Source organism: Paraclostridium sordellii (assembly GCF_000953675.1).
Classification (GTDB): Bacteria; Bacillota; Clostridia; order Peptostreptococcales; family Peptostreptococcaceae; genus Paraclostridium; species Paraclostridium sordellii.
This window is the reverse complement of record NZ_LN679998.1, coordinates 1,321,130-1,347,568: the sequence shown is the minus strand read 5'-3', so window position 1 is coordinate 1,347,568 and position 26,439 is coordinate 1,321,130. Positions and strand designations below refer to the sequence as shown.

The 26,439-nt window shown below is 25.8% G+C and carries 25 protein-coding genes; 5 read left to right on the top strand and 20 right to left on the bottom strand.

What is annotated here, in order from left to right:
* Positions 1-6: 6 nt before the first annotated feature.
* The 6 genes from ATCC9714_RS06530 to ATCC9714_RS06505 form a co-directional block, all read right to left on the bottom strand.
* A complete protein-coding gene (locus ATCC9714_RS06530; protein WP_057536118.1) occupies positions 7-864 on the bottom strand; it encodes an ABC transporter permease in 858 nt (285 codons plus the stop codon).
* Positions 857-2,062, bottom strand: coding sequence for an ABC transporter substrate-binding protein (locus tag ATCC9714_RS06525; RefSeq protein WP_057544793.1), 1,206 nt, complete (start codon positions 2,060-2,062; stop codon positions 857-859). Before ATCC9714_RS06525 ends, ATCC9714_RS06530 begins: the two co-directional genes overlap by 8 nt.
* 72 nt (positions 2,063-2,134) lie before the next feature.
* Positions 2,135-2,566 (bottom strand): rhodanese-like domain-containing protein, encoded by a 432-nt coding sequence (locus ATCC9714_RS06520; RefSeq protein WP_021127193.1) that lies wholly within the window; start codon positions 2,564-2,566, stop codon positions 2,135-2,137.
* A gap of 162 nt (positions 2,567-2,728) precedes the next feature.
* On the bottom strand, positions 2,729-3,604 hold the full coding sequence (locus ATCC9714_RS06515) for a metallophosphoesterase (protein WP_055331861.1): 876 nt from the start codon (positions 3,602-3,604) through the stop codon (positions 2,729-2,731).
* 22 nt (positions 3,605-3,626) lie between these two features.
* The gene (locus ATCC9714_RS06510) at positions 3,627-4,127 is read right to left on the bottom strand and encodes a QueT transporter family protein (protein WP_055339145.1); all 501 of its coding nucleotides are present in this window, start codon (positions 4,125-4,127) and stop codon (positions 3,627-3,629) included.
* 201 nt (positions 4,128-4,328) lie between these two features.
* On the bottom strand, positions 4,329-5,459 hold the full coding sequence (locus tag ATCC9714_RS06505; RefSeq protein ID WP_057544792.1) for an aldo/keto reductase: 1,131 nt from the start codon (positions 5,457-5,459) through the stop codon (positions 4,329-4,331).
* A 363-nt stretch (positions 5,460-5,822) separates the two neighbouring features.
* On the opposite strand from ATCC9714_RS06505, the gene ATCC9714_RS06500 reads away from it, so the two are divergent.
* Both ATCC9714_RS06500 and ATCC9714_RS06495 read left to right on the top strand, forming a co-directional pair.
* Positions 5,823-6,758, top strand: a complete 936-nt coding sequence (locus ATCC9714_RS06500) for a magnesium transporter CorA family protein (RefSeq protein ID WP_057544791.1) — start codon at positions 5,823-5,825, stop codon at positions 6,756-6,758.
* 235 nt (positions 6,759-6,993) lie between these two features.
* Positions 6,994-7,989 (top strand): calcium/sodium antiporter, encoded by a 996-nt coding sequence (locus ATCC9714_RS06495; protein ID WP_057544790.1) that lies wholly within the window; start codon positions 6,994-6,996, stop codon positions 7,987-7,989.
* Positions 7,990-8,035: 46 nt separating this feature from the next.
* Here ATCC9714_RS06495 and ATCC9714_RS06490 read toward each other — a convergent pair whose 3' ends face one another.
* Positions 8,036-10,456: a transglycosylase domain-containing protein gene (locus ATCC9714_RS06490; RefSeq protein ID WP_057544789.1), complete on the bottom strand. Its 2,421-nt coding sequence runs from the start codon at positions 10,454-10,456 to the stop codon at positions 8,036-8,038.
* A gap of 705 nt (positions 10,457-11,161) precedes the next feature.
* Here ATCC9714_RS06490 and ATCC9714_RS06485 point away from each other — a divergent pair.
* The gene (locus tag ATCC9714_RS06485; protein WP_021124099.1) at positions 11,162-11,413 is read left to right on the top strand and encodes a hypothetical protein; all 252 of its coding nucleotides are present in this window, start codon (positions 11,162-11,164) and stop codon (positions 11,411-11,413) included.
* Positions 11,414-11,611: 198 nt separating this feature from the next.
* Positions 11,612-11,788 (top strand): hypothetical protein, encoded by a 177-nt coding sequence (locus ATCC9714_RS17550; protein ID WP_021124098.1) that lies wholly within the window; start codon positions 11,612-11,614, stop codon positions 11,786-11,788.
* Positions 11,789-11,815: 27 nt separating this feature from the next.
* Here ATCC9714_RS17550 and nagE read toward each other — a convergent pair whose 3' ends face one another.
* The 3 genes from nagE to ATCC9714_RS06465 form a co-directional block, all read right to left on the bottom strand.
* The gene (gene nagE / locus ATCC9714_RS06475) at positions 11,816-13,246 is read right to left on the bottom strand and encodes an N-acetylglucosamine-specific PTS transporter subunit IIBC (RefSeq protein WP_057544788.1); all 1,431 of its coding nucleotides are present in this window, start codon (positions 13,244-13,246) and stop codon (positions 11,816-11,818) included.
* Between the two features lie 89 nt (positions 13,247-13,335).
* Positions 13,336-14,484 (bottom strand): lipase family protein, encoded by a 1,149-nt coding sequence (locus ATCC9714_RS06470; RefSeq protein WP_057544787.1) that lies wholly within the window; start codon positions 14,482-14,484, stop codon positions 13,336-13,338.
* A gap of 2 nt (positions 14,485-14,486) precedes the next feature.
* The gene (locus ATCC9714_RS06465) at positions 14,487-15,431 is read right to left on the bottom strand and encodes a SpoIVB peptidase S55 domain-containing protein (protein WP_057544786.1); all 945 of its coding nucleotides are present in this window, start codon (positions 15,429-15,431) and stop codon (positions 14,487-14,489) included.
* A gap of 124 nt (positions 15,432-15,555) precedes the next feature.
* On the opposite strand from ATCC9714_RS06465, the gene ATCC9714_RS06460 reads away from it, so the two are divergent.
* Positions 15,556-16,008, top strand: a complete 453-nt coding sequence (locus ATCC9714_RS06460; protein WP_021124091.1) for a staygreen family protein — start codon at positions 15,556-15,558, stop codon at positions 16,006-16,008.
* Positions 16,009-16,096: 88 nt separating this feature from the next.
* On the opposite strand, the gene ATCC9714_RS06455 is transcribed toward ATCC9714_RS06460, so the two are convergent.
* The 10 genes from ATCC9714_RS06455 to ATCC9714_RS06410 form a co-directional block, all read right to left on the bottom strand.
* The gene (locus ATCC9714_RS06455; RefSeq protein WP_057544785.1) at positions 16,097-16,774 is read right to left on the bottom strand and encodes a glucosaminidase domain-containing protein; all 678 of its coding nucleotides are present in this window, start codon (positions 16,772-16,774) and stop codon (positions 16,097-16,099) included.
* 495 nt (positions 16,775-17,269) lie between these two features.
* Positions 17,270-18,250, bottom strand: a complete 981-nt coding sequence (locus ATCC9714_RS06450) for a TDT family transporter (RefSeq protein WP_021124089.1) — start codon at positions 18,248-18,250, stop codon at positions 17,270-17,272.
* Between the two features lie 13 nt (positions 18,251-18,263).
* Positions 18,264-18,713, bottom strand: coding sequence for a C-GCAxxG-C-C family protein (locus tag ATCC9714_RS06445; protein ID WP_021124088.1), 450 nt, complete (start codon positions 18,711-18,713; stop codon positions 18,264-18,266).
* A 205-nt stretch (positions 18,714-18,918) separates the two neighbouring features.
* Positions 18,919-19,167, bottom strand: a complete 249-nt coding sequence (locus ATCC9714_RS06440; protein ID WP_021124087.1) for a hypothetical protein — start codon at positions 19,165-19,167, stop codon at positions 18,919-18,921.
* 15 nt (positions 19,168-19,182) lie between these two features.
* Positions 19,183-19,734 carry a hypothetical protein gene (locus ATCC9714_RS06435; protein ID WP_054629699.1) on the bottom strand — a complete coding sequence of 184 codons (552 nt, stop codon included), beginning with the start codon at positions 19,732-19,734 and terminating at the stop codon, positions 19,183-19,185.
* A gap of 98 nt (positions 19,735-19,832) precedes the next feature.
* Positions 19,833-20,492 carry a DUF975 family protein gene (locus ATCC9714_RS06430; protein WP_057544784.1) on the bottom strand — a complete coding sequence of 220 codons (660 nt, stop codon included), beginning with the start codon at positions 20,490-20,492 and terminating at the stop codon, positions 19,833-19,835.
* A 98-nt stretch (positions 20,493-20,590) separates the two neighbouring features.
* The gene (locus tag ATCC9714_RS06425) at positions 20,591-22,297 is read right to left on the bottom strand and encodes an ABC transporter ATP-binding protein (RefSeq protein WP_057544783.1); all 1,707 of its coding nucleotides are present in this window, start codon (positions 22,295-22,297) and stop codon (positions 20,591-20,593) included.
* Between the two features lie 117 nt (positions 22,298-22,414).
* Positions 22,415-22,786, bottom strand: coding sequence for a NifB/NifX family molybdenum-iron cluster-binding protein (locus ATCC9714_RS06420; protein WP_021124080.1), 372 nt, complete (start codon positions 22,784-22,786; stop codon positions 22,415-22,417).
* A gap of 2 nt (positions 22,787-22,788) precedes the next feature.
* A complete protein-coding gene (locus tag ATCC9714_RS06415) occupies positions 22,789-23,154 on the bottom strand; it encodes an ArsR/SmtB family transcription factor (protein WP_021124079.1) in 366 nt (121 codons plus the stop codon).
* 182 nt (positions 23,155-23,336) lie between these two features.
* Positions 23,337-26,336 (bottom strand): helicase C-terminal domain-containing protein, encoded by a 3,000-nt coding sequence (locus ATCC9714_RS06410; protein WP_057544782.1) that lies wholly within the window; start codon positions 26,334-26,336, stop codon positions 23,337-23,339.
* Between the last annotated feature and the right edge of the window lie 103 nt (positions 26,337-26,439).

Below are 26,439 nucleotides of genomic sequence, written 5' to 3'. Positions count from 1 at the left end.
TATCACCTACAATTTATACTTATATATTTTTTTAAATATAGTATCATAAATTATTAATAATATAAAACTTATACCTGCTAATACTGTATTCATAGCCATAGAAATAGGTCTTTTAGTTAAATCTGATCCTATATAGTATAAGTATGCATTTACAGGTAATGCTTTTGGACTTGTTGCACCTATTAAATAAGGAACTTCAAATGAACCAAATGAAAATGCAAAAATTATTATAAAAGAAGATATAATACTTGGAATAATTTGTGGCAATATGATAAATTTAAAAGCTTGAACATTATTTGCTCCTAAGTTTCTAGCTACATCTTCTAAGTTTTTATCTAAACTTTTTAAAATATTATAAGTTGTCAACGCTATAAAAGGTATCCCTTTATAAATATAAACAAGTATTATACCTATTCCATATTTATCATTAACTAAACTTATAAATTGGTTTGAATCACTTATTAAATCTAGATTATATAATATCCTAGATATTATACCTGATTTTGAAAAAATAGCAAAAGTCAGTAGTATAACTACAATGTGAGGAACTATTATAGGTAAATTTATCAAAAAATATCTAAACTTAGAAAACTTTTCTTTTGAAATAAAGTACGCTAAAATAACGCCCACTAAAACAGATATAATAGAAGATATTAAAGCAGTTCTTAAACTTATATAAATTGATTCTACAAACTGTTTATCACTTAATAATTCTTTGTAATAACTTAAGGTTATATCTGTCATTCCTATTTGAGGAAAATATCCTAAACTTTGACAAATACATGTAAAAATCCCCATTCCTATTATAGTTATTAATAATATAGCTACAGGAGCTATATATAAGTAAGGTTTAAACTTACTCATTGCTATTGGCTACCTCTTCAATCCAAATTTTTTCAATTATAGGTACTAAGCTAGCTTTAATTTCAGGTACAGGATTTTTAATATCTATTGAAGATTTGAATTTACTTCTATCTTCAGATGGCACTTTATTTAAATCTAATATAGTCATATCTCCCCAGTTTTTAGGATTACTCTTAGAAGCTTGAGCATCTATACTAGTTAAGTAATTTATTAAAACCATAGATCCTGCTTTATTCTTTGCATTTTTAGGTATTGCTAAAAAGTGAGTGTTTGATATGTTTCCTTTATCAAAATTTATAAACTGAGTATTTTTATTAAATTCACCTGAATCAATTTTTCCTTTAACCTCATTAGGTGAATAACTCATACTAAAATAAACTTCATTGTCTGAATACATATTATTTAATTGAGCTATAGTTGATGGATATGTCTTTCCTTTATTCCATAAATATGGTTTAATTTCATTTAAATAGTCAATTGCCGGTTGTATAGCTTCTTTGACTTGTTTTTCATCTTCAGGTAAGTTGGCTACTTTTTCATACCCTACAGTATCATATATAATATTTCTTACAAATGCACTTCCAGTAAAATCTGGTGGTGCCGGATATGTAAATTTCCCAGGATTTTTCATTATAGCTTCTTTTAAACTTTTTGTATCTGTAATTTGATTTTCAACTTTTTCTCCATTTTTAAATACTGTAAAAGTTGCCTTACCCCAAGGAGATTCCATATTATCAACTGGAGTACCAAAATCAGTAGTTATATCTTTTGATTTTGTATCTACATATTTTTCATAATTTTCAATTTTACTTGTAAATGGTCCAAAAAGTAAATCATTATCTTTAGCAGATTTGAAGTTTTCTCCATTTAACCAAAATACATCTATATTTCCATTATCATTTTGAAGTTTCTTTTCAGATAACAGTTTATTCATTATCGTATCTATATCCATTCCAACTCTTTTAACAGAAATATCATATTTTTCTTTCATATTAGGTATAACATATGTATCAAACCATTTATTAAGTACTTCGTTTCCTCCCCATCCATAAAAGTTAACTGTACTTCCTTTAGCTGACTTTTCAATTTCTTTTTGATCTTTGTTTAAGATATCTTCTGTGTTTTTTGCACTATTGCTACTGCATCCAACCATAAAGATTAGACTTAACGTCATTACCAAGGCAATAATTTTTTTCATATTAATTCTCCTTTTTTATTTTTATAATAATATAACCTCCTAGCTAAATATTATCAGTCTAGGAGGTTATTTTTACTTAACTAATTTATAATCATGCTCTTCAACACCATCTGTAGCATTGTAAACTTTTTTAAATCCATGCTTTTGTAAAATTTTAGCTGCCTTTTCACTTCTATTACCTGTTTTACAATAAAGTAATACAGGCTTTTCTTTATAATCATCTAATATAGTTAAATTGTTTTCAAAGTCATTAAAATCTATATTTTGAGCTCTATCTATATGCCCTTCATCATATTCCCCTTTGCTTCTAACATCTACAACCGCTATATCATCTCCACTAGCTAATAAATCTTCTGTCTCTTTTGCATTTATATTTTTATAACTACTTTCAGATTTGCTTGATGTATCATTTCCTTTATTTGATGAGCATCCCACTAGGCTAGTAATTGATAAAGCAAATAGCAACCCCATAACTAACATTTTTAACTTTTTATTTTTTTTCATTAATCTCTCCCCTTTAACATTTTTATGATTTTTTATAATTTTCTTAATTTCATAATCAATTATATCAAATTTCTACGTTTTTTTACATTGATATTTTCTATAGTTTTCCAATTGATTATAGTTTTTTTCTATAAAAAAGTAACTTCATTTTTTTAAATGAAGTTACTTTGACTTTAGTACAATACTTACTATTTCAGGTTTACAGTTAAATCTAATCAATACTTTAGATCCCCCTAACCCTTTACTTAGAAGCATAGTTGTATTATTTTTTTCATACTTCCCAAAATCATACTTTGGGAAAAATTCTCTATTAGGAGAAAGTACCCCTCCTATACCTGGTATTCTTATTATTCCTCCATGTACATGTCCCGATAAAACTAAATCAACTCCATATTGTTCATAATCTTCAAAGAAAAATGGTGTATGTGCAAGCATTATATTATAATTTTCTTTATCGATTTCTCCAAGAGAATCACAAATTAAGTTTTTTTCAAGATCTTTTTTCCTATTTTTATAGTTTTTAAAGAAATAGGGATAGTAATCTAGTGGAACTATAAAACCAAATAAATTAATACATGAGTTTCCTTTATTCAAGCAAACTTTATCATTATGTAAATTTATAATAGGTTTTTTTTCTAATTCCTTAAAGTACTCTTTGTATTCTTCTTTGTATTTCTTTATTAACGACTTTTGTTCGTGATTACCTACTATATAATAAACCTCATATTTTTTTGTTAACTCTTCTACTAAATTTAAGGCTACATGATATTTATTATTGTCACCTTCAACTAAATCTCCAGTTATAACTACTATATCAGGCTTTTCATCTTCAACTTTTTTCAAAAGTTTTTCATTATTTTTCCCAAAACTTTTATTGTGTAAATCACTTATTTGTATTATTTTAAAACCATCAAAATCTTTTGGTATCTTGTTATTTTCTACCTCATGTTTTGTTATTTCTAATTTTTCAGTTTCATTTTTTAAAAATAATGTAGTTCCCAAAACTATGGTTGAGCCTATTAGAATTTCTACAAACATAATATTTCCTTTCTAACTTGCTTTAAAATGCATTCTCTAATAATTTAATATATTTTTTTCCTATAATTTTATACAATGGAACACCTATTATAGTTATAACAACAAATTCTCCAAATCCAACTTGTATCATAGATAAAATCAAAGGCATTCCAACGAAAATATTTAGCATAAAACCTATTATAACTGCATTTATAAGTGTTGGCCAAATCGATGCTATTAATATTGCATATTTTTTACCTTTCATAACTTTACCAGTTAAATATATAGCATAAACACTTAAAAATGTAGCTGTTGTCCCAAAAACTATATCAGGAGCCCCATATGGCCCTATCACATTTGCTAAAAAGCACCCTATAGTAAGTCCCCATATATAATCTTTTTTTATAAAAGCTAATAATACCATAATTTCCGCTATTCTAAATTGTATAGGACCATAACTTATAGCACCTAATACTAATGTTAAGACAGCATATATAGCTGCAACTAAAGATGTCATTACTAATTTTTTTGTTTTGTTAGTCATTTATTCTCTCCTTAAAGTCTTAAAATAAAAAAAACCGCAGAATAAAATCTACGGTTTAAAATCTAAATAATAATATAAAATATTACATTTTAAGACTTAACCATAGTTTTGTTTAAAGACAGGAGGCTTTCGAACTGTCAATTTAAGTTTTAACGTAATTTATATATTATCAAAGTAAAATAATTTTTTCAAGTTTATAACTTATTTAAATGTATATTTAACTTCTTTCAATTTGTCTATTATATTTATATGCTGCGGGCACATTGCTTCACATTTTCCGCACTCTATACACATAGATGCATCACTTTCATTTTCTTCTATAAATTTATACATGTTAATTTTAACTGACTCAACATCATCAAACATACTTGCATTATTAAGAGCCTCAAAACATCCAGGTATATTTACTCCTCTTGGACATGGAATACAATATTTACAAGCAGTGCAATCTATTTTAATTTTTGATTTAAACTTTTCTCCTAGATTATCTATTATTTTTTTTTCATCTTTAGTCATAGAATTTGCTTCTCCCTCTTCATCACAAATTTTTATATTTTCAATTACTTGTTCCATGGTAGACATACCGCTAAGTACTATGCCTATTTCACTTTTATTATATAAAAACTTAAATGCCCATTTAGTAGGTGATTTTTTTGTGTTTGCAAATTTTATTATATTTTTAATATCATCAGATAAGTTATTTACTAGCTTTCCACCTCTAAGAGGTTCCATTATTACTATGCCCAACCCTTTTTTATAAGCATATTCAAGTCCCTTGGTTCCAGCTTGATACTCTTCATCTATATAGTTGTATTGTATCTGAGTAAAATCCCAATCATAATCATCTATAATTTTTTCAAATACATCATATTTATCATGGAAAGAAAAGCCTACATATCTAACTTTCTTATTTCTTTTTATTTCATCTAAAAAATCAAAGATTCCATTTTTAACTAAATTATCCCATAGTTCTTCATCTAACGCATGAACTAAATAAAAATCAATATAATCTGTTTGTAATTTTTTTAATTGTTCATTTAGATATTTATCCATATCCTCTCTACTTTTTATATTCCATGATGGCAGTTTGGTTGCTAAATTTACTTTTTCTCTATACCCATCCTTTAATATTCTTCCTACAACCAGTTCACTTTCTCCTCCATGATATGGATATGCAGTATCTATATAGTTAACCCCATTATCTATTGCATATCTAACCATTTTTAACGTTTCATCTTCATTAATTTTTCCATCTGTTTGCGGAAATCTCATACATCCAAAACCTAGTATAGAAATTTTTTCTCCTGTTGACCCAAATTCTCTATATCTCATAATACTCCTCCTTAAATTACTATAAGTTAATTATATAAAAAATATATTAAATTTTCTTAATTACTTTAGTTATATTTTTTATTTAACTTTGATTTAGTATATTATTGTATTGGCATTTATTTTATGGTATTATAAGTTTATGTGACCTCTTAAGCAGTAATGCCGATGTGGTCTTTTTTACTAAATAAAATAGAAGGAGTGATATTACAAATGGACAGTATTCCATTGCGGATATGTTTATTTTTAAAATCGCTTAAGGTAACTTAATAACTGCTTAAATTCCTTTATTTCATTATATGTTTAAGCAATTATGTAGATAATACTTAAGTGATTGCTTTTAAAACTGAATAAAGGAGTGATCAAATGATAAGATACTATAAAACTATCGACTCTAAATTAGAAAAACTAAAATCATTTGAAAATGGTTGTTGGATTAATTTAGTTGAACCTACTACAGCTGAAATCCTAGATATATCAACTAAATTTAATATAGATATAGAGAGTATTAGAGCTGCCCTTGATGAGGAGGAACGTTCAAGAATTGATATAGAAGATAATCATATATTGATACTTATTGATATACCTGTCGATGAAAGTGATGCGTCTTCTGCACATTATTCGACTATTCCTCTAGGCATAATATTATTAGATAATACAATAGTTACTATATGTACAGCTCAAACTAAAATATTAAATGACTTTATAGTAGGACATGTTAAAAATTTTTTTACTTTCAAAAAAACTAGATTTATTCTTCAAGTACTTTATAAGAATGCAAGCTATTATTTACATTATCTTAGAAGAATAAATAAAATGACAATTGCCATAGAGAAAGAAATTTATAAATCAATGAAAAATAAAGAACTAGTGCAACTTCTAGAGTTAGAAAAATCACTTATATATTTTTCTACTTCTTTAAAGGCTAATGAATTAGTTCTTAATAAAATGCTTAGGACTGAATCTATAAAAAAATATTCAGAAGATGAAGATTTACTTGAAGATGTTATCATAGAAAATAAACAAGCTCTTGAAATGGCTACAATTTATGGAGATATATTAAGCAGAATCATGGATGCATTTAGTGCCATAGTAAGTAATAATCAAAATACTGTTATGCAGTTTCTTACATCCATTACACTTATAATGTCAATTCCTACTATTGTATCTGGTTTCTTTGGTATGAACGTAGAAGGATTGCCATTTTCTAACCATGTAAATGGATTTTGGATAGTAATCTTAATAACATGTATAATGTGTTTAATTCTTACATTTATAATGTCTAGAAATAAATTGTTATAAATTGGTTGACTTTTTCTAAAAATTACATATAATTAAATTATAAAAACAAATCCCTAGAAGGGGAGTAGCTTACACTTTGGTGTTAATTGATCGTCATATCAGTGTTTAAAATATCACTCGGTCAATTAGCGAGTTTAATCTTGTTAGCAAGACCTTCTAAATGAGTAGAAATTTTTTCTATTTATTTAGAAGGTCTTTTTTATTTATATAAATAAACTTAAAAGGAGATATTTTTATGGTTTACTTATTTTTATTGCTTGGCTTTTTATTTTTAGTAAAAGGGGCTGATTATTTTGTAGATGGCTCATCTAGTATAGCCAAATATTTCAAGGTACCTCCATTGATTATAGGTCTTACTATAGTTGCCTTTGGAACTAGTGCTCCTGAAGCTGCTGTTAGTATAACAGCCTCTATTCAAGGTCAAAATGGAATAGCACTTGGAAATATTATTGGTTCTAATATATTTAATCTGTTATGCGTTGTAGGTATGTCTGCTTTTATATCAACTTTACCTGTAAAAAAATCCATACTTTTAAAAGAATTTCCTTTTCTTTTATTATCATCAATTGTTTTATTTATACTTTGTAATGATTTTGTATTTCAAAAGAGTTCAATTTCAATTCTATCTAGCGGAGATGGTTTAATACTTTTACTATTTTTCATAATATTTATTTACTATTTGCTAGGAGTTGCACTTAAATCAAGAAAAGAAACAAAAATTGATTATGATGACTTAGTATTATCTAAAGATAATTCTTCATGTAATACATGCACTTGTGAAATATCTCTTTCAAAAGCTCTTATAATGTCTATTGTTGGTATTATAGGCATTATATTAGGCGGAAAGCTAGTTGTAGATTGTGCATCTGATATAGCTATGACATTTGGAGTTAGTGAAAAAATGATAGGTCTTACTATAGTATCTATAGGAACATCATTACCAGAATTTGTAACCTCCGTTATAGCTGCAAGTAAAGGCGAAAGTGACATAGCACTTGGAAATGTTATTGGTTCTAATGTATTTAATATTTTATTCATCTTAGGTTTATCATCATTAATTTCTCCTATACCTGTAGATCCAAGCTTGTTTTTTGATATATCTATAATGATTTTAATAACAATTGTAACTTACTTGTTTTCAATTAGAAAAAAAGATGTTAATAAATTTGAAAGTATTATTTTAATAGCAGCTTATGCTATCTACATGATGCTAGTTATATTTAAAGTTTAAAAAAGAGATATAGGATTAATCCTATATCTCTTTTATTATTTATTAATTATGCTGCAGGAGATGGTGTTCCCTGTTGATTTGGATCAGCCGGTGGCGTTGGTGTCGGTGGCGGCACTGGATTTGGATCTGGTGCCGGTGGTGTCGGATCCGGTGCCGGTGGTGTCGGCGTTGGATTCGGTTGATTTGGATCAGTCGGTGGTGTTGGCTGATTTGGATCAGTTACTGGCTGATTTGGATCAGTCGGTGGCGTTGGCTGATTTGGATCAGTTGCCGGCTGATTTGGATCAGTTGGTGGTTGTTCCTCTGTCGGTGGTTCAACCGGCTTTGGACTTGAACTTGCCCCTTCTGAATATCCTACATCCACATTAGCAAATGGACCTGTTTTATCAAATTGTCTACCTTCTAGTCCACTATGAACTGGGTCCATAATATCTCTCCATAAAGAAGCCGCGATTTTACTTCCTTGTGATAAAGAGTTAGCTCTATCATTTCCTATCCAAACAGATGCTGTGTAATATGGAGTATATCCACAGAACCATGCATCTCTATTGTTGCTTGTTGTTCCTGTTTTCCCGGCAACTGCCATACCTGATAATCTAGCAGCTTTACCTGTACCATCATTTACTGCTCCTTCTAGCATTTTTGTCATATAATATGCTGTATTTTCAGAATATACTCTTTTTTTCTTTGGTTTATTTTCTAATAAAGTACTTCCATCTGATAATTCTATTTTTGTAAATGTCATAGGTTCTACATAAACCCCACCATTTGCAATAGTTGCATATGCTGCAGTCATCTCAAGTGGTGAAACTCCTTTATCCATACCTCCAAGTACAGTAGGATAATATTTGTCTTTTGTGTCATTTATTGTAGTTATTCCAACATCTTTTAATGCTTTAAGTACTATTTCCATAGATTCAGATTCATTTTTACCTAACATAGCTGCCCCTTGAACTACAGAAGCATTGTATGAATGTTTAACTGCTGTACTCATTCCTACTGTTCCATAATATACTCCTGCAAAGTTTCTAGGCCAATCTTTTCCATTTAATTTTTTTATAGGTTGATCTGGAAGATTTGACTGAGGAGTCATTCCCACTCTTTCCATTAAAGGTAAATATACAGCTAATGGCTTTATTGATGATCCTGGTTGTCTTGGATTTGTAGCTCTATTATAAAGGCTTTCTCCTCCTATACCACGACCTCCTATCATAGCTTTAATTTGACCATTGTTATTATCCATTATAACCATTGCAGATTGAGGTTGAAGATTTCCATGTCCATCTGTATATGTTCCTGGGAAATTAGAATCATCTTCATATTCTTTCTCTACTATATCTTGAGTAGCAGAATCTATAGTAGAATATATTCTAAGTCCTCCATTATATAACATGTCTTCTGCCTCATCCTTAGTATATCCTTCTTTAACTAAAGCTTGCATAACATCTTTTTTAACTAAACTGTTAAAATATGATGAGTTTTCATTTTCGGCTTTATCACCTAATTTTATTTTAATTTCTTCTTTTATAGCTTCATCATATTGACTTTTTGTTATATACCCAAGCTCTAACATTCTTGATAATACAACTTCTTGTCTTTTTTTAGACTCTTCATTGAACTTAGCTTGATAAATAACTTTTCTACCTTTTCTTAATGCATCATATGTTAAATCATCTACTTTTCCATTTTCATGTAAGATTCTATACATTTCAAGATCATCATCTGTTGGTACATAATCTTGAGAGTATATTAAAATTTGAGCATTATCAAGATCATCATTAAGATTTAATTTAGATGTTTTATATGCTGAATATTTACTAGGATATTTAGTTATTCCTGCAAGTAATGCACATTCTGCTAAATCTAGCTGTGATACATCTTTGTCAAAATATTTAGCAGCTGCAGCTTTTACACCTCTTGTTCCTTGTCCTAAAGATAGTGTATTTAAGTAAGCTAATAAAATTTCATCCTTACTTAATTCTTTCTCTAATTTAAGTGCATAATATAACTCTTTTATTTTTCTTTTATAAGTTTTCTCATTAGTTAAATACATATTTTTTGCTAACTGCTGAGTAATAGTACTTGCACCTTGTGATTTATACCCAGATTTAAAATTTTGTACAAATGCACCCATAGTTCTTTTTATATTTATACCATGGTGTTCATAGAAAGTGTGGTCTTCTATAGCAAGAACAGCATTTTTCATGTTACTTGGTATTTCACTCATATTTTTAATCACATATCTTGATTCAGAAGGTCCTTTGATTTTTTCTGTCACCTTCTTGTTTGCATCATAGATAATAGAATTTTCTGCAAACACCATTTTATGTGGATCTATATCTGGAGTAGTTATTAGTATTCCTATAATAAATAAACTAACAGCCGCAACTCCACAACCAAATAACACTAAAAAACCTATTGCTATTTTTTTTGCAAGGCTACTTTTCTTTCCTGTTTTGTCACTCATATTTTCGTTATTGCCCCCCATCTTAAGTTTTGATATGGTTTGTTATCATGTAATATAATTGCATATTTATAAATATTACATATATAAGTTAAATTTCCTTCATACTTTTACAAAAGTTTTCATAAATTCACTTTATATTTTTACTTTTTTGAATGTTTTTTTAATATAAGTATTTTTAAATAGCTTTTTTGTATTTTACTGAAAATCTAATATCCAGTTTGATATACTAAAACATCCACACCCATAACTTTTTAATAATATATATTTTTATGTATTTATCTATCTGGTTACAAGATTCATATCGTCTATTATAAGTGGTATTTGCATTATTTGCAAATATTAACTGCCTATTATCCCTATTTGATAGACAAGCTTATCCTTAAAAAATAGTCATTTACGTACATTTGTTCTTATAGCAAAAATATTTTAATTTTAATGCTATACTTATGTTTGTAATTTTATGATTAGATAAATTATTTTATTCCTTTTAGGTTTTTCATAACATATATATTACTTATTTAATATGTTCTAAGCTATAATTTTAAAATTTTTCTTAATTTGATTTAAGTAATACATTAAAAATATATATTTTTTCTATTATACAATAATTGTTAAAGTTTTTCTATTAACTTCCAAATTTTTCTTAATACATAATCTAAATTATAGGAATACTAATTATATAAAATTATATAGGAGGTATTTGCTATGAATGATAGTTATTTAAGAAGAAAAGCTGTTGAAGAAGCTAAGTCTATATATGAAGATTATTTTTCTGCATCTAAAACATTAGATACTTTTAATTCTATTCCCGGCATAGAAGTTTATGCAGTTCCTAAATATTACCATAGTACTTGTTGTAGATGTCTTAACCCTTATCCTCATAATGAAAAAAATTATTTTCCCAATGAAGGCTTTATATGTGATGATTGTTTAAATAATACAAATACACTTTCTTAGCTTAATAAATCTTGTTAATTTATCTAATTTACCTTATTATTGTATAAGTAAATTAAAATTTAACCTAGGAGATTTAAAATGAATATACAAATTTATAATTCAGCAAAGGTTCAACTTGATAAATTGCTTAAAAATGAATCAAGTAAGAAATACATCAGGATATTCATTAGAACAATAAGCTTTTGATGTGATGCCCGAGTGCATTTAACTCTGGATGAGTTACAGAAAGATGATCAATTATTTGAATTTGATGGATATAGTATAATTATAAGTAAAAGATTAGCATCACAAATTAATAACATATGTATATCTTTTGGTGGGCTTCTAAGCCCTAATGAATTTAGTGTAGATTGTGATTTTAATGAGTACTATTAAAAAAGAGTGTCTATAAGACACTCTTTTTTATTTTAGAAAAACTTTCATACCATCTGCAACAAATTCTACATTTGTTCCAACTATAACCTGAGCACTTGTTTTGTTTAATTTAACAATTCCTTTTGCTCCTATAGATTTTAATCCTTTTTCATTTATTCTATCTGTATCTAATAATTCTAATCTTAATCGAGTAGCACAATTCTCTACCTTAACTATATTTTCTGATCCACCTAAAAACTCGATATATTTCTTTGCTACAGCTTCATCTCCACCTACATTAACTTGTGCTCCATTTTGATCAAACTCATCGCAATCTTCTTCTCTACCAGGTGTGGGTAAATTCAGTTTTATTATTAATATATAAAATACGATAAAATACAATACTCCCATTCCTAAGCCAACTAATAATAAAGTCAGTGGATTTGTCGCTAGTCCAAAGTTCATTAAATAATCTATAGCTCCCGCTGAGAATGTAAATCCATGTAATATACCTAAACTATCTACTATAAAAAATGATAGTGATGTAAGTATTGCATGTGCAACTAATAACATTGGTGATAAGAATATAAATAAAAACTCAATTGGCTCAGTAACTCCTGTTAAAAAAGAAGTAAGTGCTAATGATAAAAGCATTCCTCCTACAGCCTTTCTTTTTTCCTTATTAGCTGCAAAGTAAATAGCAAGAGCTATTGCTGGTAATCCAAACATCATTATTGGGAAAAATCCTGCCATAAAATGTCCCGCTGTTGGATCCCCTGCAAAAAATCTAGCTATATCTCCTGTTTTTCCATTATAGCTTCCTAATTGGAACCAGAAAAATGAGTTTAAAACATGATGTAGGCCTACAGGTATTAATAGTCTATTAAAAAGTCCAAATATTGCAGCTCCTACAGCTCCAAATCCTACTATTGACATTGAGAATTGAGTCAATGCTCCCTGTACTGTTGGCCATATCATAGCTAAAGGTATAGCTATTATAACAGATATAAGTCCTGCCACTATGGGAACTAGTCTTCTTCCTCCAAAGAAAGCTAAAAACTCTGGTAGTTTAACTTTCCTAAATTTATTATAGCAAAGTCCTCCTATTAATCCTGCTAGTATACCTCCTAAAAATGATATATTTAGGGTTGATACTAAGTCTGAGCTTAAGTTCATAGTCCAGTACTGTTTCGTAACATTTGTTAATGTAAAATATGATATGACTCCTGCTAATGCAGATGCTCCATTTTGATCATCTGAAAAACCTACAGCAACTCCCAGAGCAAATAATAATGGAAGATTATCAAATAAAGCTGATCCAGCAGCTCCGAAAAATGGTAGTATCGTTTGCATAAATGGTATACCACCTAGAGCATTAACTACATCTGCTTGTCCAAGTCTTAACATTATCCCAGCAATAGGTAAAGTTGCTATTGGTAGCATTAATGATTTACCTATACGTTGTAAAAATTTTAACATGATATATTCTCCTTTTTAAAATTTAATTTAATATTCGCCTTAATTATACGATGTATTTTTCCATTTTTCAACAATTAGGTAAAATGATATCAATTTTCAATTATTTTTGAAAAATTTTTTAAATCATGAAATTTTATTAGTTCTTGTATGTCTCTTTTAAAGTCTAAATTTCCACAATTCATATTAACTATATTGCATTTACCTAAATATCCACCATTTATAGTTAAGTATAAAGGATCATTACATGTTATATAATTTGTTACTATTTCTTCGTAATCTTCAAAATCACTTTCTTTAAATTTATGATTATTTATATCTACAAATCCATTGTAATCAATACTTTTAATTAAAAATTTATTTATACTAGTCAAATCAACTATATAACCTTCATCTTTTTGATTAATTACATCTATATATGCATTAATATAATCCTTTACTAAGCTTGACTTTATTATAGGAGGTGCATATTTCCCTTGCATATGTTTAGGATTAAAACTATTGGCAGAATTAAATGTTATAGTTTTAATATTCTTATAACCTTTATTTACTAAATCATAGGTTACATACTGAGCTAATAATCCTCCTAAAGAATGTCCACATGTATATATTTGTACATTTTTATTTATAATTGGCTCTGTGAACTCTATAGCATATCCTCTTTGAGGGTGAGGCATAAATTGAGTTGTAAAGTTTTCAATCCAATCTCTAAAGCTTCTAGTTGGCTTATATGAGACTATAATGCTATCGCCTAAATTAAGTGCAATTGCTCCAAAGCCATTTTCACCACTTTCAAATCTTATTATTTTAAAATTTTTTATAGATTTATATTTATCTAAAAAAACTTCTCCTACAGTTTTACCTGTAGGATTTTCATAAAACTTTTCACTTGCAATTTGACAACTTTCAAATATCATTTTTTCCGTTACATTTATTTTATTATTTAAATCAAAATTATCACTTATATATTTATTATTAAGCTTATAATGATAATTTCTATTTAAATCTCTAACATTAGGATCAAGTCCTAGTTTTATTTCTTCTTCATCATTTATATTGTCTTTATCACTATCAAAATTATATTTGTCTGTACCTATTAATTCTTCAAAAGCATCTGGTAAACCATCTTTATCACTATCTATATCCCACTTAGGATTATTTTCATCTAATAAGTCTAATTTATTAAATCCAATCATACAAATTGACAAGCAAAGTATAAGTGTTAATTTAATTATTTTCATAATTATTTACTACTTAAATTTGGATTTAACATATAATCTATATTAGATATAAATCCAACTTTGTGATTATATATATAACTAGATCTTACTCCACCTACTAATTTATTATCTTGTATAATTGGAGATCCACTCATTCCACCTATAACTCCGCCTCTATATTCCTTTAATTCTTTGTCTTTAACTTTTATTTTTGCTCCGTCTTTATATACTTTTACTATTTCTATTTCGTGTAATTTTTTTTCATTTGTTATTGGTGATTTACAATAAATATATGCAGTTCCTTTTTTAGGTCTTCCTATTTCCATTGCTTTGTTTGAATTAAATTTATTTTCTTTTAACTTTCCATGTACTCCATAGTCACTATACCCTTCTATATCTCCCATATAATTTAATTTTCCATCTTTACCTTCTTTTATATGTGGTTTTAATCCCCCACTATTAAATAATTTTGCTTTTATAGAATGAACATATGAAGTTTCATAAACTTGTGTACTTTGAGCAGCTTCTGATCCTTCTATATTATGACTTAATCCAACAAAACTTCCATCTTCTTTAATAGCAGTTATAGTTCCACAAAATTGTTGAACAAAGCTTAAGTATATTCCTCTAAAATCAGTAGCTGTAAATACTTGTGAATTTTCTTTTTTATCTCTTATAAATCTAACTAAAACTTTTTCATCTTCTTGTTTATAAAGTTCTGTTAAATCGTTTAAATCATAGACCTTCTTTTTACTAAGTGAAATTACAGATAAAATTACATCGTCCTCTTCAAAATCACTATCTTTACTTAATTTGCTCTGAACTATCGGAAACTTTAAGTTTAAATTTACAAATACCACTTCAGCAGAAGGCATAAGCTTTTCTACTTTTTCTTGTGAAAAACATATATTAGTTGGTAAAAGTATAGCTATAATCGCTGTAATTATTATTGTCTTAAAATTTTTCATAGCTTATCCTTTCTTAAAACATTTTATATTCTTTATTATTTTTATATAAATAAGAACTTTTTATTATACTTTTATAAATTTAGGAATATATTTTATTATTTACTAATATATAGGTGGTGTTTTTATGAACTTCAATCCTAATAAATTAAAAGTAAATTTTATAAATTCAGATATTATTAATTCTCAAATAAAATATAGAAAATATACTCTAAGATATGATTTTGATTTAAATAATTCATTTTTAGATATAGCTAATTTTTATAATTATAATAAAATTGACTTTACTTTAAGAAATGAAGTTTTAGGAGAATGGATTCTAATAAATAAAAATAAATATACACTATGTTTATATATTTATTTAAAGGGATATTTCCCTTATGAAATAAAACTTAAATATGAAATGTTTAAGGCTTATTTGCCTAATATAATAAAATCCATTTTATACGGAGATAAAAATTTTATTTATATAAATGATTTTTTATTAAACTCAGAAATTATTGTGAATTTTAATTCTGACTCTTTTATGTTTAATACAAGTGAAAACTATAAAAAGGTAAAAAGCTATTTTATAAATTAAATTTTTATAAATAAATTAGATTATTATTCTATTTATATTTTTATCCTTTATTAAGCCTAAAAATAAACTAAGGTTAATTAACCTTAGTTTATTTTTTATCAAATTCATATAAGACTTTGTACGTATTTAAAAATGAATTTGCTAGTTCATTAACTTTTCCATTCCAATTTTTATTTAATCCCTCATCAGGACAATAATTAATTTGAACTGCATCTACGGATAATCCATTATAATAAATTGAATCTTTAGTTAGATAGTTTTCTTTTAAATGTTTTGCAGTTTGTAGTATAGACTCATATTGACTTGTAAATAACTTTCCTTCAGAATCATCATTATATACTTCATATCCTGTTAAATTGTTATCTTCTATAGCTCTTCTTGAAGTTGCAAATCCACTCTCAAGTGCAACTACACCAGCCATAAAAAATGCATTTACTCCATATAAGTTTTCTGCATCTACAAAAGCTTTTGCTAAATGAGACATAGTTTTTGCCCCAGTTGTATTTATTAACACTTCTCTCATTTCATCTTCCGTTATTCCTGTTTTAAGAGTTACATCGTCTCTTAAATAACTTATATTAACCGTATTATCTTCATCCATTTTAGATATTTTAAATTGATTATTATCTTCTTGTATTTCTTTAATTTTTATATTATTTATATTTTGTATATTCAACCTATCTTGTTTTTCTTTATATCCTATATTAAATCCAACTAGCATAGATGATAAACAGACTAATATTACTATTTTTTTTAATAATTTCACATTTATCTATCCCTTCATTAAAAATTTATACTTTATAAAAATTCAATATATATGTTTAAATCACCTTTTCGCAAGTTTCCTCAATAATTAATGATTATATACATTTTTATACATTTTTAGCTTTCATACGCATTATAGTTATTATTATGTAATTTAAAATTTTTAAATATTAAATATAATTTTTTTAAAGGGTTATAATAAAATCAGAACTTCATAGAAAATATAATGTCAAACAATAGGTAGGTAAATACTATGTTAGTTATATTTTTCTTAATTTGACTATTTATTTTCATAGTTTTTTCCGTATTACCTGATAGATTTAAGTATTTATTTTCTATAAGTTTATCTATAGTTAGTAAAGCAATTTGCCTATTTTTAGTCTTATTGTTGTTAATATATAGCTATAATTTATTAATTTAAATTTAGATATATATTAAAAAAGGTGTAGCATTTATATGCTACACCTTAAACTTATTAAATATTTAGCCTAATTATCTAATCTATACGTTCTAATTTCTTTTCAATTAATATAAATTCTTTAACAAATAAAGCAATAGTTTTAATTACTATATATCCTATAACAGCAACCGATACAATCACTTGTATATATAAAATATACCTTAAAATTTCTTCCATTCCTGAGCCGATACTATTTAAATACTTTATATACCTTTGAGCTGCAGTAACTCCTATACCTAATGGAAATGTTAAAGGAGCTAAAGCAAGAGTGAATTTAGTATTTATTAATCTAGGTAATAATATGAAACTATATATTATTGATGCATATCCTAGTAAAGCTAGAATTTGTAATAAAACAATATTTGGTTTTTCATATACCGCCAAGTATCCCGCCAAACAAATATTAGCTGGAGCAGTCATTATCATTAATGTAAACTTTTTATTTCCTTCTAATTTTTCCATAAAAATAAGTCTATATGTCATTATAATCCCTAGTACAATAAATAATATTAAAGAATAATAAAATATAGCTCTTGATAAGTATGGCATTTCCATAGGTTTACTAGTAACTGCTGCTAATCCTATACCTACCGTTGATATAAACCAGCTAGGAAGCATATTTGTTATTTTAAAATTTCTTAACATATGTACAGTAAACATAATAAAAATGACTAAATGTAGAATTGTTGCACCTATCCACAATACTTTTGCAAATTGAAGGTTAAGTTTGACTATATATACAGCTATTAACATAATAGTCATAGAAATAGTTGGATATATACTTCCAGCTAATGGATTTTTAAGTTCTTTCCAAACTTGTTTAGGATGTAGGAAAGTTTTCATTAGTAAAATTAATATAGATATGCTAGAAAATATAACAGCTAAATGTCTAACCCAAAATATATTAAACTCTACAAGAGCCGTTGATATACTCATAAATCCAAGTGATATACCCGCTATAGCTATTGGTATATTTTGAAAATCGCTTTTAGAAATTTCTTTTCTTATAGTTTTCATATATACTCACCTATTACTTTAATTGATCATCTTCAATTAATTTTTCGGCTATATATGCTGCTACCTCTCCAGTTATTTTTATACAATGAGCTTTTCTCTCTGGTGATTGAAATTCAAAATTTCTAGTAATAACTCTACAACAAGTACTTTTATATAGTTTCTTTATGTGATCATGTAAATCTGCAGATGCAGTAAACATTTTGTCATTCATAGGTTCTTTATGACATCTTCCATAAACCATTCCAAGTGCCATTACACCTCCACTTACTGCTCCACATAAACATCCTGATTTTCCAATACCAATAGGAAATCCTGATGCTAACTTAGTTACGTCATCTCCAAAAGGTTTACCAAGTTCATCATTTATAGTTTTTACTACAGCTTCTGAACAGTAAAATTCTCCTCTTTCAAAGTACCCTTCTGCTATTTTTCTTATTTCTTCTACTCTTGATTGTTTTGTCATAATTTTTCCTCCATAGCATAATTTCATTTATCTTTAATTATAAATAAATTGCATTTTCTTGTAAAATAGATAAAATCTATATTTGATCTTGTCATTATAAGTTTTATTTATACAAAAATTATTTTTACATAAAATCAACAAAAAAGTTCCTAATTAAAGGAACTTTTAAAATAAATAAATTTAATTTTAAAATAATTTTTTTACTTTAAACCATTTTATTTTGTATTATTATATCGATTAGGTTTTCTAAATTCAAATTATCAGTATCAATATTTTCTACTTCTAGTATATAGTCTTCAAATTCTACTTCTACAAATCTATTAGATTTATTGTCTTCATCAATGTAATCTATTACTTTAAAATCTTTAATTGTTTCCTCTAAGTATTCTTTAAGTTCATTATATTCTTCTTCGCTAATTTTATTTTTATTACATTTACAATTTGGACATCCCATAATTATTACTCCTTTTTATTTATATTCATCTAGGTTTATAGTAAGTTGTTCAAATAAAATTTTATTTTTTGCTTCTTGATTAATTTTTTTATCTTTTTCTATTACATTCATCTTTGTAAGTAATTTTTTTAAAGATGCCATGCTATCTATAGATATACTTTCATTATTTACTTCCATAGCATATCCTACTCCAGTTTTCTTTATAGTAAAGCTTGGATTATACATTTTTATAGATAATACTCTAAAGTTTTCATACTCTACAGAAAAATTATTTTTTTGTTTAGAAAACAATTCTACTAATGGATCTTTTTTTGTATTTTCTTTTTTTAATTTATGCTTTTTATTTTCTATTGCATTCATTTTTATAAGAAGTGGTTCTATATTCTTTAAATCATTAAAAAATATAGGCCCTCCTTTTAAATTTATACAAAATCCTTTACTTGATGCTTCTATTTTTATATCTTTTTCCTTAATATAAACGTCAATAATTTTTCCATCTATATATTTAACTTCATAAGGTTTATCTATTTTAGCTAGTACACTAGTAATTTTATTCGGCAAATACATACAAAATCCTCATTTATTTTAGTTTTTAATTAAAATATATCATTTATTCGACTTTATTACAATATAATAAAATAGACTATTAAAAATAGTCTATTTTATTATATTTCATTATTATCTTTATAATCATAACTAAATTCATTCATTCTTTTATAATTACCCTTTACTAATAAATAAAAATTAGCCATTGTCATTTGATAGTAAGGAACATACCATAACAAACCTATTCCAAATGGTATTGAAGCTAATATTAACCATCCTATAAAGCTTAATTGAAGTACAAAGAAGTGAAATTTGTAACCTTTCATCATATTAATACTTTCTTTTATACATTCTATAGCTGATTGCTCTGGATTTTCGGCTAATATATAATTGGCTTGAGAGAACATTATTCCAAATATTATACCAGGTATAATAAATAGCATTGACCCAATTACTACACATACACTTATTATTAAATTCATTACTAATGCTTTTATAAATACGTCAAATCCTGAAAATAAATCATTAAATTGAGTAGTCTCATCTTTATGAGCTAGTTTTAAAGTAAATCTGCACATACCAACTTCAATAGATCCAAAAACTAATAACCCTACTATATTTAAAGATATCCCAAGCATTGATCCTTCCATTGAATTTGTAAGATCTATATTTATTAACTGTAATATAACCGAATAGCAAATAAAAACTAAAACTGCTAATAGCCATTTTCCTCTTAATTGATCTTTTGCTCCATTTTTTAATTCTGCTCTTGAAAACATATTAAGCCTCCATATTTAATTTTTTGTTATTTTTATATATACCAATAAATTCCTAATTAAAACAAAGAAAATTTATTTCATATCAAAAAAACTTATTATTAAATATTATTTTCATTTTGTATATAATATAAGCTATAAAAATATCCCTTTAAATTTATTAGTTTTTCAAAATTTCCTATTTCAATTACTTTTCCATCTTTCATAACTATAATTTCGTCATAGCTTATTAGCAAACTTTTTATAAGCTTATGTGTTACAACAATCATAGTCAAATCTTTTAATTCAAGTAATGATTTTTCCAAATTATATGCTGTTTCATTGTCTAGTGCAGAAGTAGACTCATCTAATATAAGTACTTTTGCTTTATTAATTAATGCCCTTGCAATTGCTACTCTTTGTTTTTCTCCTCCAGATAGCCTATTTCCATTTTCACCAGCTAAGGAATCTATTCCATTCCCAAGTCTATTTATTAGTCCCATTAGCCCTGCTCTATCACAGCTTTTTATAACCTCATCATCACTATGATTAGAGAAAAGTTTAATATTTTCTTTAATAGAATCATCAAACATAAAAACATTTTGTTGTATCATAGATATATTTTTATATAAATCTGAACTATATATACTATTTAAGTTTTTGTTATCTATAACTATATTTCCTTCATATTTAGTATAATATCTCATTATCATCTTTATTAGTGTACTTTTCCCACATCCACTTTCACCTACAATTGCATATTTTTTATTTTTTTCAAAGGTTAAATTTATATTATCCAATGCTAATCTATCTTTTGAATATGAAAATTTAACATTTTCAACGTTTATACATTGTTTAAAATCTTCCAAACTTTCATTTTCTAAATTTTCATTTGGTGAATCTAATATAGTTTTAATTTTTTCTGATATTAAAGTTACTGATTTTATCTGGTTTATCAAAGATATACTTGTTTTAACAGGTCCTACGATATGTGTACTCAATTGAATTATTATTATAGCTGTACCTACGGATATATTTTTCTTATACATTAAATATCCACCTAATATTAAAACGCCTAAGTATATAGTTACACTAAAAGATAAAGAAAATCCTTTTATTAATGCTTCTAGTATAGATGATTCTCTTTTTGCATTTTCAACTTTTAAAGAATTATCTATAAATATTTTGTTCATTTTCTTTGTTATATTAAAACATTTAATAACCTCAAAACCCGAAAATAAATCTTTAGTTATAGATGTTATATCTTCTAGACTTTTAGAATATTCATTTTTTTGTATTATTAACTTTTTAGACAATCTATTTGGAATTATAAATCCTAATATTCCAAATATCACTATAAATATTACTATGTAAGGACTTATATAAAAAAGTGCACATAATGAAATTATAAAAGACAATAATGATGATATAACTAAAAATATATTATTTAAAAAACTGTCTTCGATTAATTTTACATCATTATATAGTATAGAGATATATTTTCCACTATTATCTAATGAAAAGTTCTTAATATCTTTACTTATTATTTTAGAAAATATATCACATCTTAAATAATTAACAGTATTTTTTATATATTTAGACATTACTAATCCATCTAAATACTCAGCTAAAAACATAACAATTATGAGTGTTACTGTAACTATAATTATAGGTATGAATTTTTCAACCTCCCCATTTGAAAATATATCTACGATAAATCCCATCATAAAATCAAAACATATACTTGCTAGCGCTACTAGTGATATGGTTATTACCCTTGCAAAAAAATGCCACTTATATTCTAGCGCATACTTAAAAAGCATCCTCATATTTGTATTACTCCTATATTCTTAATATTTAAATAGAAAGAGTGTGAACTTATTATAAGTTCACACTCTTTCTATTTAAATATTAACAAATTTATGTTTCTATTACTATATTTAATTTTAGTGATGACCGCAACCATCATGAGAACAAGTATGGTTACTTGGGAACTCTTCTAATTTATTTTCTTCAAATAATTTTATATTTTGTCCAACTGTATCAGCATTAGCTTTATATACTTTTACTCCCATAGAATTTAGTTTTACTATTGCCCCTTGACCTATTCCTCCTACTATAACTGCATCTACTACATTTCCTAATAATGCTTTTATAGGTTGGCATTTACCATGTTCATGTTCTAAATCTCCATTATCTAGTTTTGATAACTCTTTGTTTTCTGAATTATAAACTAAAAACATAGGAGCTGAACCAAAGTGTCCAAATGGTTTACTTTCTAATCCTTCATTTAATTCTACAGGTATGCAAATTTTCATAATTAAATCTCCCTTCTTTTACAACACTTTTTAAATGATTTACAATTTTTTGTACAATCAGTAGTGTCCAAGTTAATATTTGATTTTTTTAAAATATCACTATTTGTTTTTCCAACAGATCCAAAAAAGGTTATACATTCATCAAATGCATCTTCATTTACATGGTAAAACACATAATAACCTTCTTTATATCCAGTAATTATCTCAGCTTCTTTCAATATTTTTACATGCTGAGAAACTGATGAATCAGTTATGCCTAAGTATTTAGATATACCCTTTTGGCATATATCCCTCTTCGAAACTAGTAAAAGAACCTTTAATCTAGTTTCATCACTTAAAGCTTTAAATTTTTTAGCTAACTTTTCCATATTAACCTCTTTTTTACTTAAGTAATTACTTAATTAGATTATAATATTCTTAATCATTTTTTTCAAGTATAAATATAAAACTATTATTAAAATTTCTTTTTTATATAGCTTCTTACAATTAAAATCAATAGTAAAGCCTCTATATTTAGTTTTTGATTTTTAACTAAACACAGAGGCTTTACTTATTTATATGAAATTTTTATTTTTTTATTTTTACTATCTATATATCTAATAAATAAAGATATATTTCTCTTTGCAACTTCTTGATTTATAAAATCTATTTTTCTTATTTCTTTTCCATTTTTTATTAAAATATCATCTTCATTGTATATATTGCAATTTATATCTTTAAGAATTTCTTTAAATGTTTTTACCTTCCAGTTCTTAAAGTCTCTTGCCACACTGTTAACTAAACATGATTTATCCATCTTTTGTATATTACAATTATGTAAATCAGTTTGAAGTTTATTAAATGTTTTGTTATTGTTTCCAATATCTAAAATAATAAAATATCCATAATCATACTTACTTCTTATAAGTCTACCATAAGCTTGTTTTACTTTAATACTTAATTGTGGATAATTAATATCTTCATAGTTAATCTTTTTAAAACGCCTTATTGATGAGTATAATGGATCATCTAAACTTTTATTTGGAAGCTTATCTAAAATCACACATGTTAGCCCTTCTCCCTGTATATCAATTCCTTCAAAACAGCTCTTTGATGCTAAAACAACACATTTTTTGCTTAAATCCCTCAATTGATTTACTGATGATTTATGTTTATAAAGTTCTATATTATGTTTATTAAGGTTATGAATAAGAATGTCATGTACTTTTTCCAATCTATTTTTACTGTTAAATAAAGCTAAAATATGTCCATTACTGTTTAAACAAATTTTTTCTATTAAATCAGCTGTTTCTCTTACAAAATCCTCTTTTATATCATTGTATTTAGGAAATTTATCCATAGCAATTATTTTTGTCTTTCCTTCATAATCATATATAGAGTCTATAGTTCTATCATAGGTAAAATGTTTATTTAAGCCTAGTGTGTTTTTAAAATTTTTCATAGTATTATTTATATTAAGAGTTGCAGATAAAAATACAACTGTATTTATATTGCTTAAAAACATACTTTCAAACATATCAGCTATATCAATAGGTATAACTCTTATATTAAAATATTTATATTCAAAATCTATATCCATCACTCTACAATAATTATCTGAAATTTCCTCTTTAAAGTTTTCTATAGTAGATATTAAACTATCTATATCTGTAGTTTTAGCACTTATACTATTAAATATATAGCTATCATCTTCACCTTCTTTTTCACACTGGTCTATTATATAATTTAATATAGATAAAATTTCTTTTAATGATATTACTATACTTTTTAATTCATTCCTTATAAAACTACTTATATCAATATTATTATTTTTTGCAAATTCATTTAGTGGAGCCTGTTGTCTATTTATCTCCCACGAGTGGTTGTATAGATCTCGTTTTAGTGATTTATTACATCCTTTTAAAATATTTTCTATATGTTCCTTTACCTTAACAATTTTTTCTTGAAGCCTTTTTCTAATAGTAGGATCTAATTGTAATCTACCTGAAAAACTTATATATAACTTATCTATTAGGCTTACATTTTTATGACTTATTTCATTATGAGGATAAAGATCTTCCATTAATTTAAGCAATATTTTACTATCGCACTCAAGAGTAAAAAAATCATAGCTTTTTTCCATAAGATTATGAGCTTCATCTATAATTAGATAGTCTAGTTGCTTTTGCTCTTTATATGGCCATTTTGCTAGTAATGAATGATTTATAACCGTTATATTTTCTTTTTTTAATTCATTTACACGCTTTTTGTAAAAACACCTTTCTATGCACTTTTCTGGATAACATATATCAGGTTCACATCTTAAGTTATAAATTAATTCATCTATATTTTCAAATACAAACTTTACACTATCCGGTATTTCTTCTATATCTCCATAATCTCCACTTTGTATTAATCTCTCAATATATATATATTGAAGTAATTCTTTTTTATTTTTAAATACAGTATTTTTCCTATATTCATATAGTCTTTTATTGCATAAGTAATTATTTTTACCTTTCATACAACCATACTTTACTTTTTCATGTAGATTCATTGACTTTAAAATTGTTGGTATGTCTTTGTTTATAAGTTGCATTTGCAAATTTTTTGTATCTGTAGATATAATCAAATTTTTATTATTATATAAAGATTCCATAATTGCAGGAATTAAATATCCAACACTTTTACCAATACCTGTTGGTGCTTCAATACATCCTATTTTAGGGGTCTCTTTGTTGCTTTGAAAAACATCTTTAATAAATTTAGTAAATTCATACTGTCTTGTTCTAAAAGTATAACTAAAATTTTTTGATTTTGACCATAGATCTTTTATTTTCAATAACTCTTCATATGAATTTCTATATTTAATAAAATCAACTTTATGCTTATTTTTTTCAATATTTACATCTTCTTTATATATGACATAATTTTCTTTAATAGAATTTTCGTCTATATCTTTTAAATATTTACTCCAATCCCATTTAGAAAGATTTGCAGTTTGAAAATATTGGTCTAAATTAAAATATAATTTATCTAGTTTCAATTCTTCATTCTTCGATAGCCTCAAAAGTAAAGCGTTAACTATTCTTATATTTAATTTGCAATTATTTAAAGTTCTGTTTTTTATTTTTCCATCGTATTTAGTAATTGTATTTAATAAATACTCAAATTTATAATCTTTATGATAAGGCTCTAATATCATAGCTAACTCCATTATATCTAAAACTTCATTTTTTATTTCGTCATTTGAATATATAAATTTTTTCAAAAAACTCTTTTTAAAATTTAAATTATATAAAATGATAGGGTAATCCTCTATAAATTCTAAAAATTTGTTTTTTATTTGATATATAGTGGGAGCATTCTCTAAATCTTTTGGATTTAAATCTTTACAGTTTCCAAATACATTTGCTGAGACTTCTTCAAAGGGTTTAATTAATGTATTAAACTTTGAAATTTTATCATCAGTTATCTTTATAGCTGATATTTCAATTATCTCTGATATATTAGAATTTGTTCCACTAGTTATAATGTCTAGATATATTACATTTTTTAATATACTTTGCATTTTTATTTCTCCTATAAATTAGTATAATAATTATAGCATTTAAAATAAATTTATCAAAAAGTTTATAAAAATAAAAATCTACTTAACTTATTGATAAGTTAAG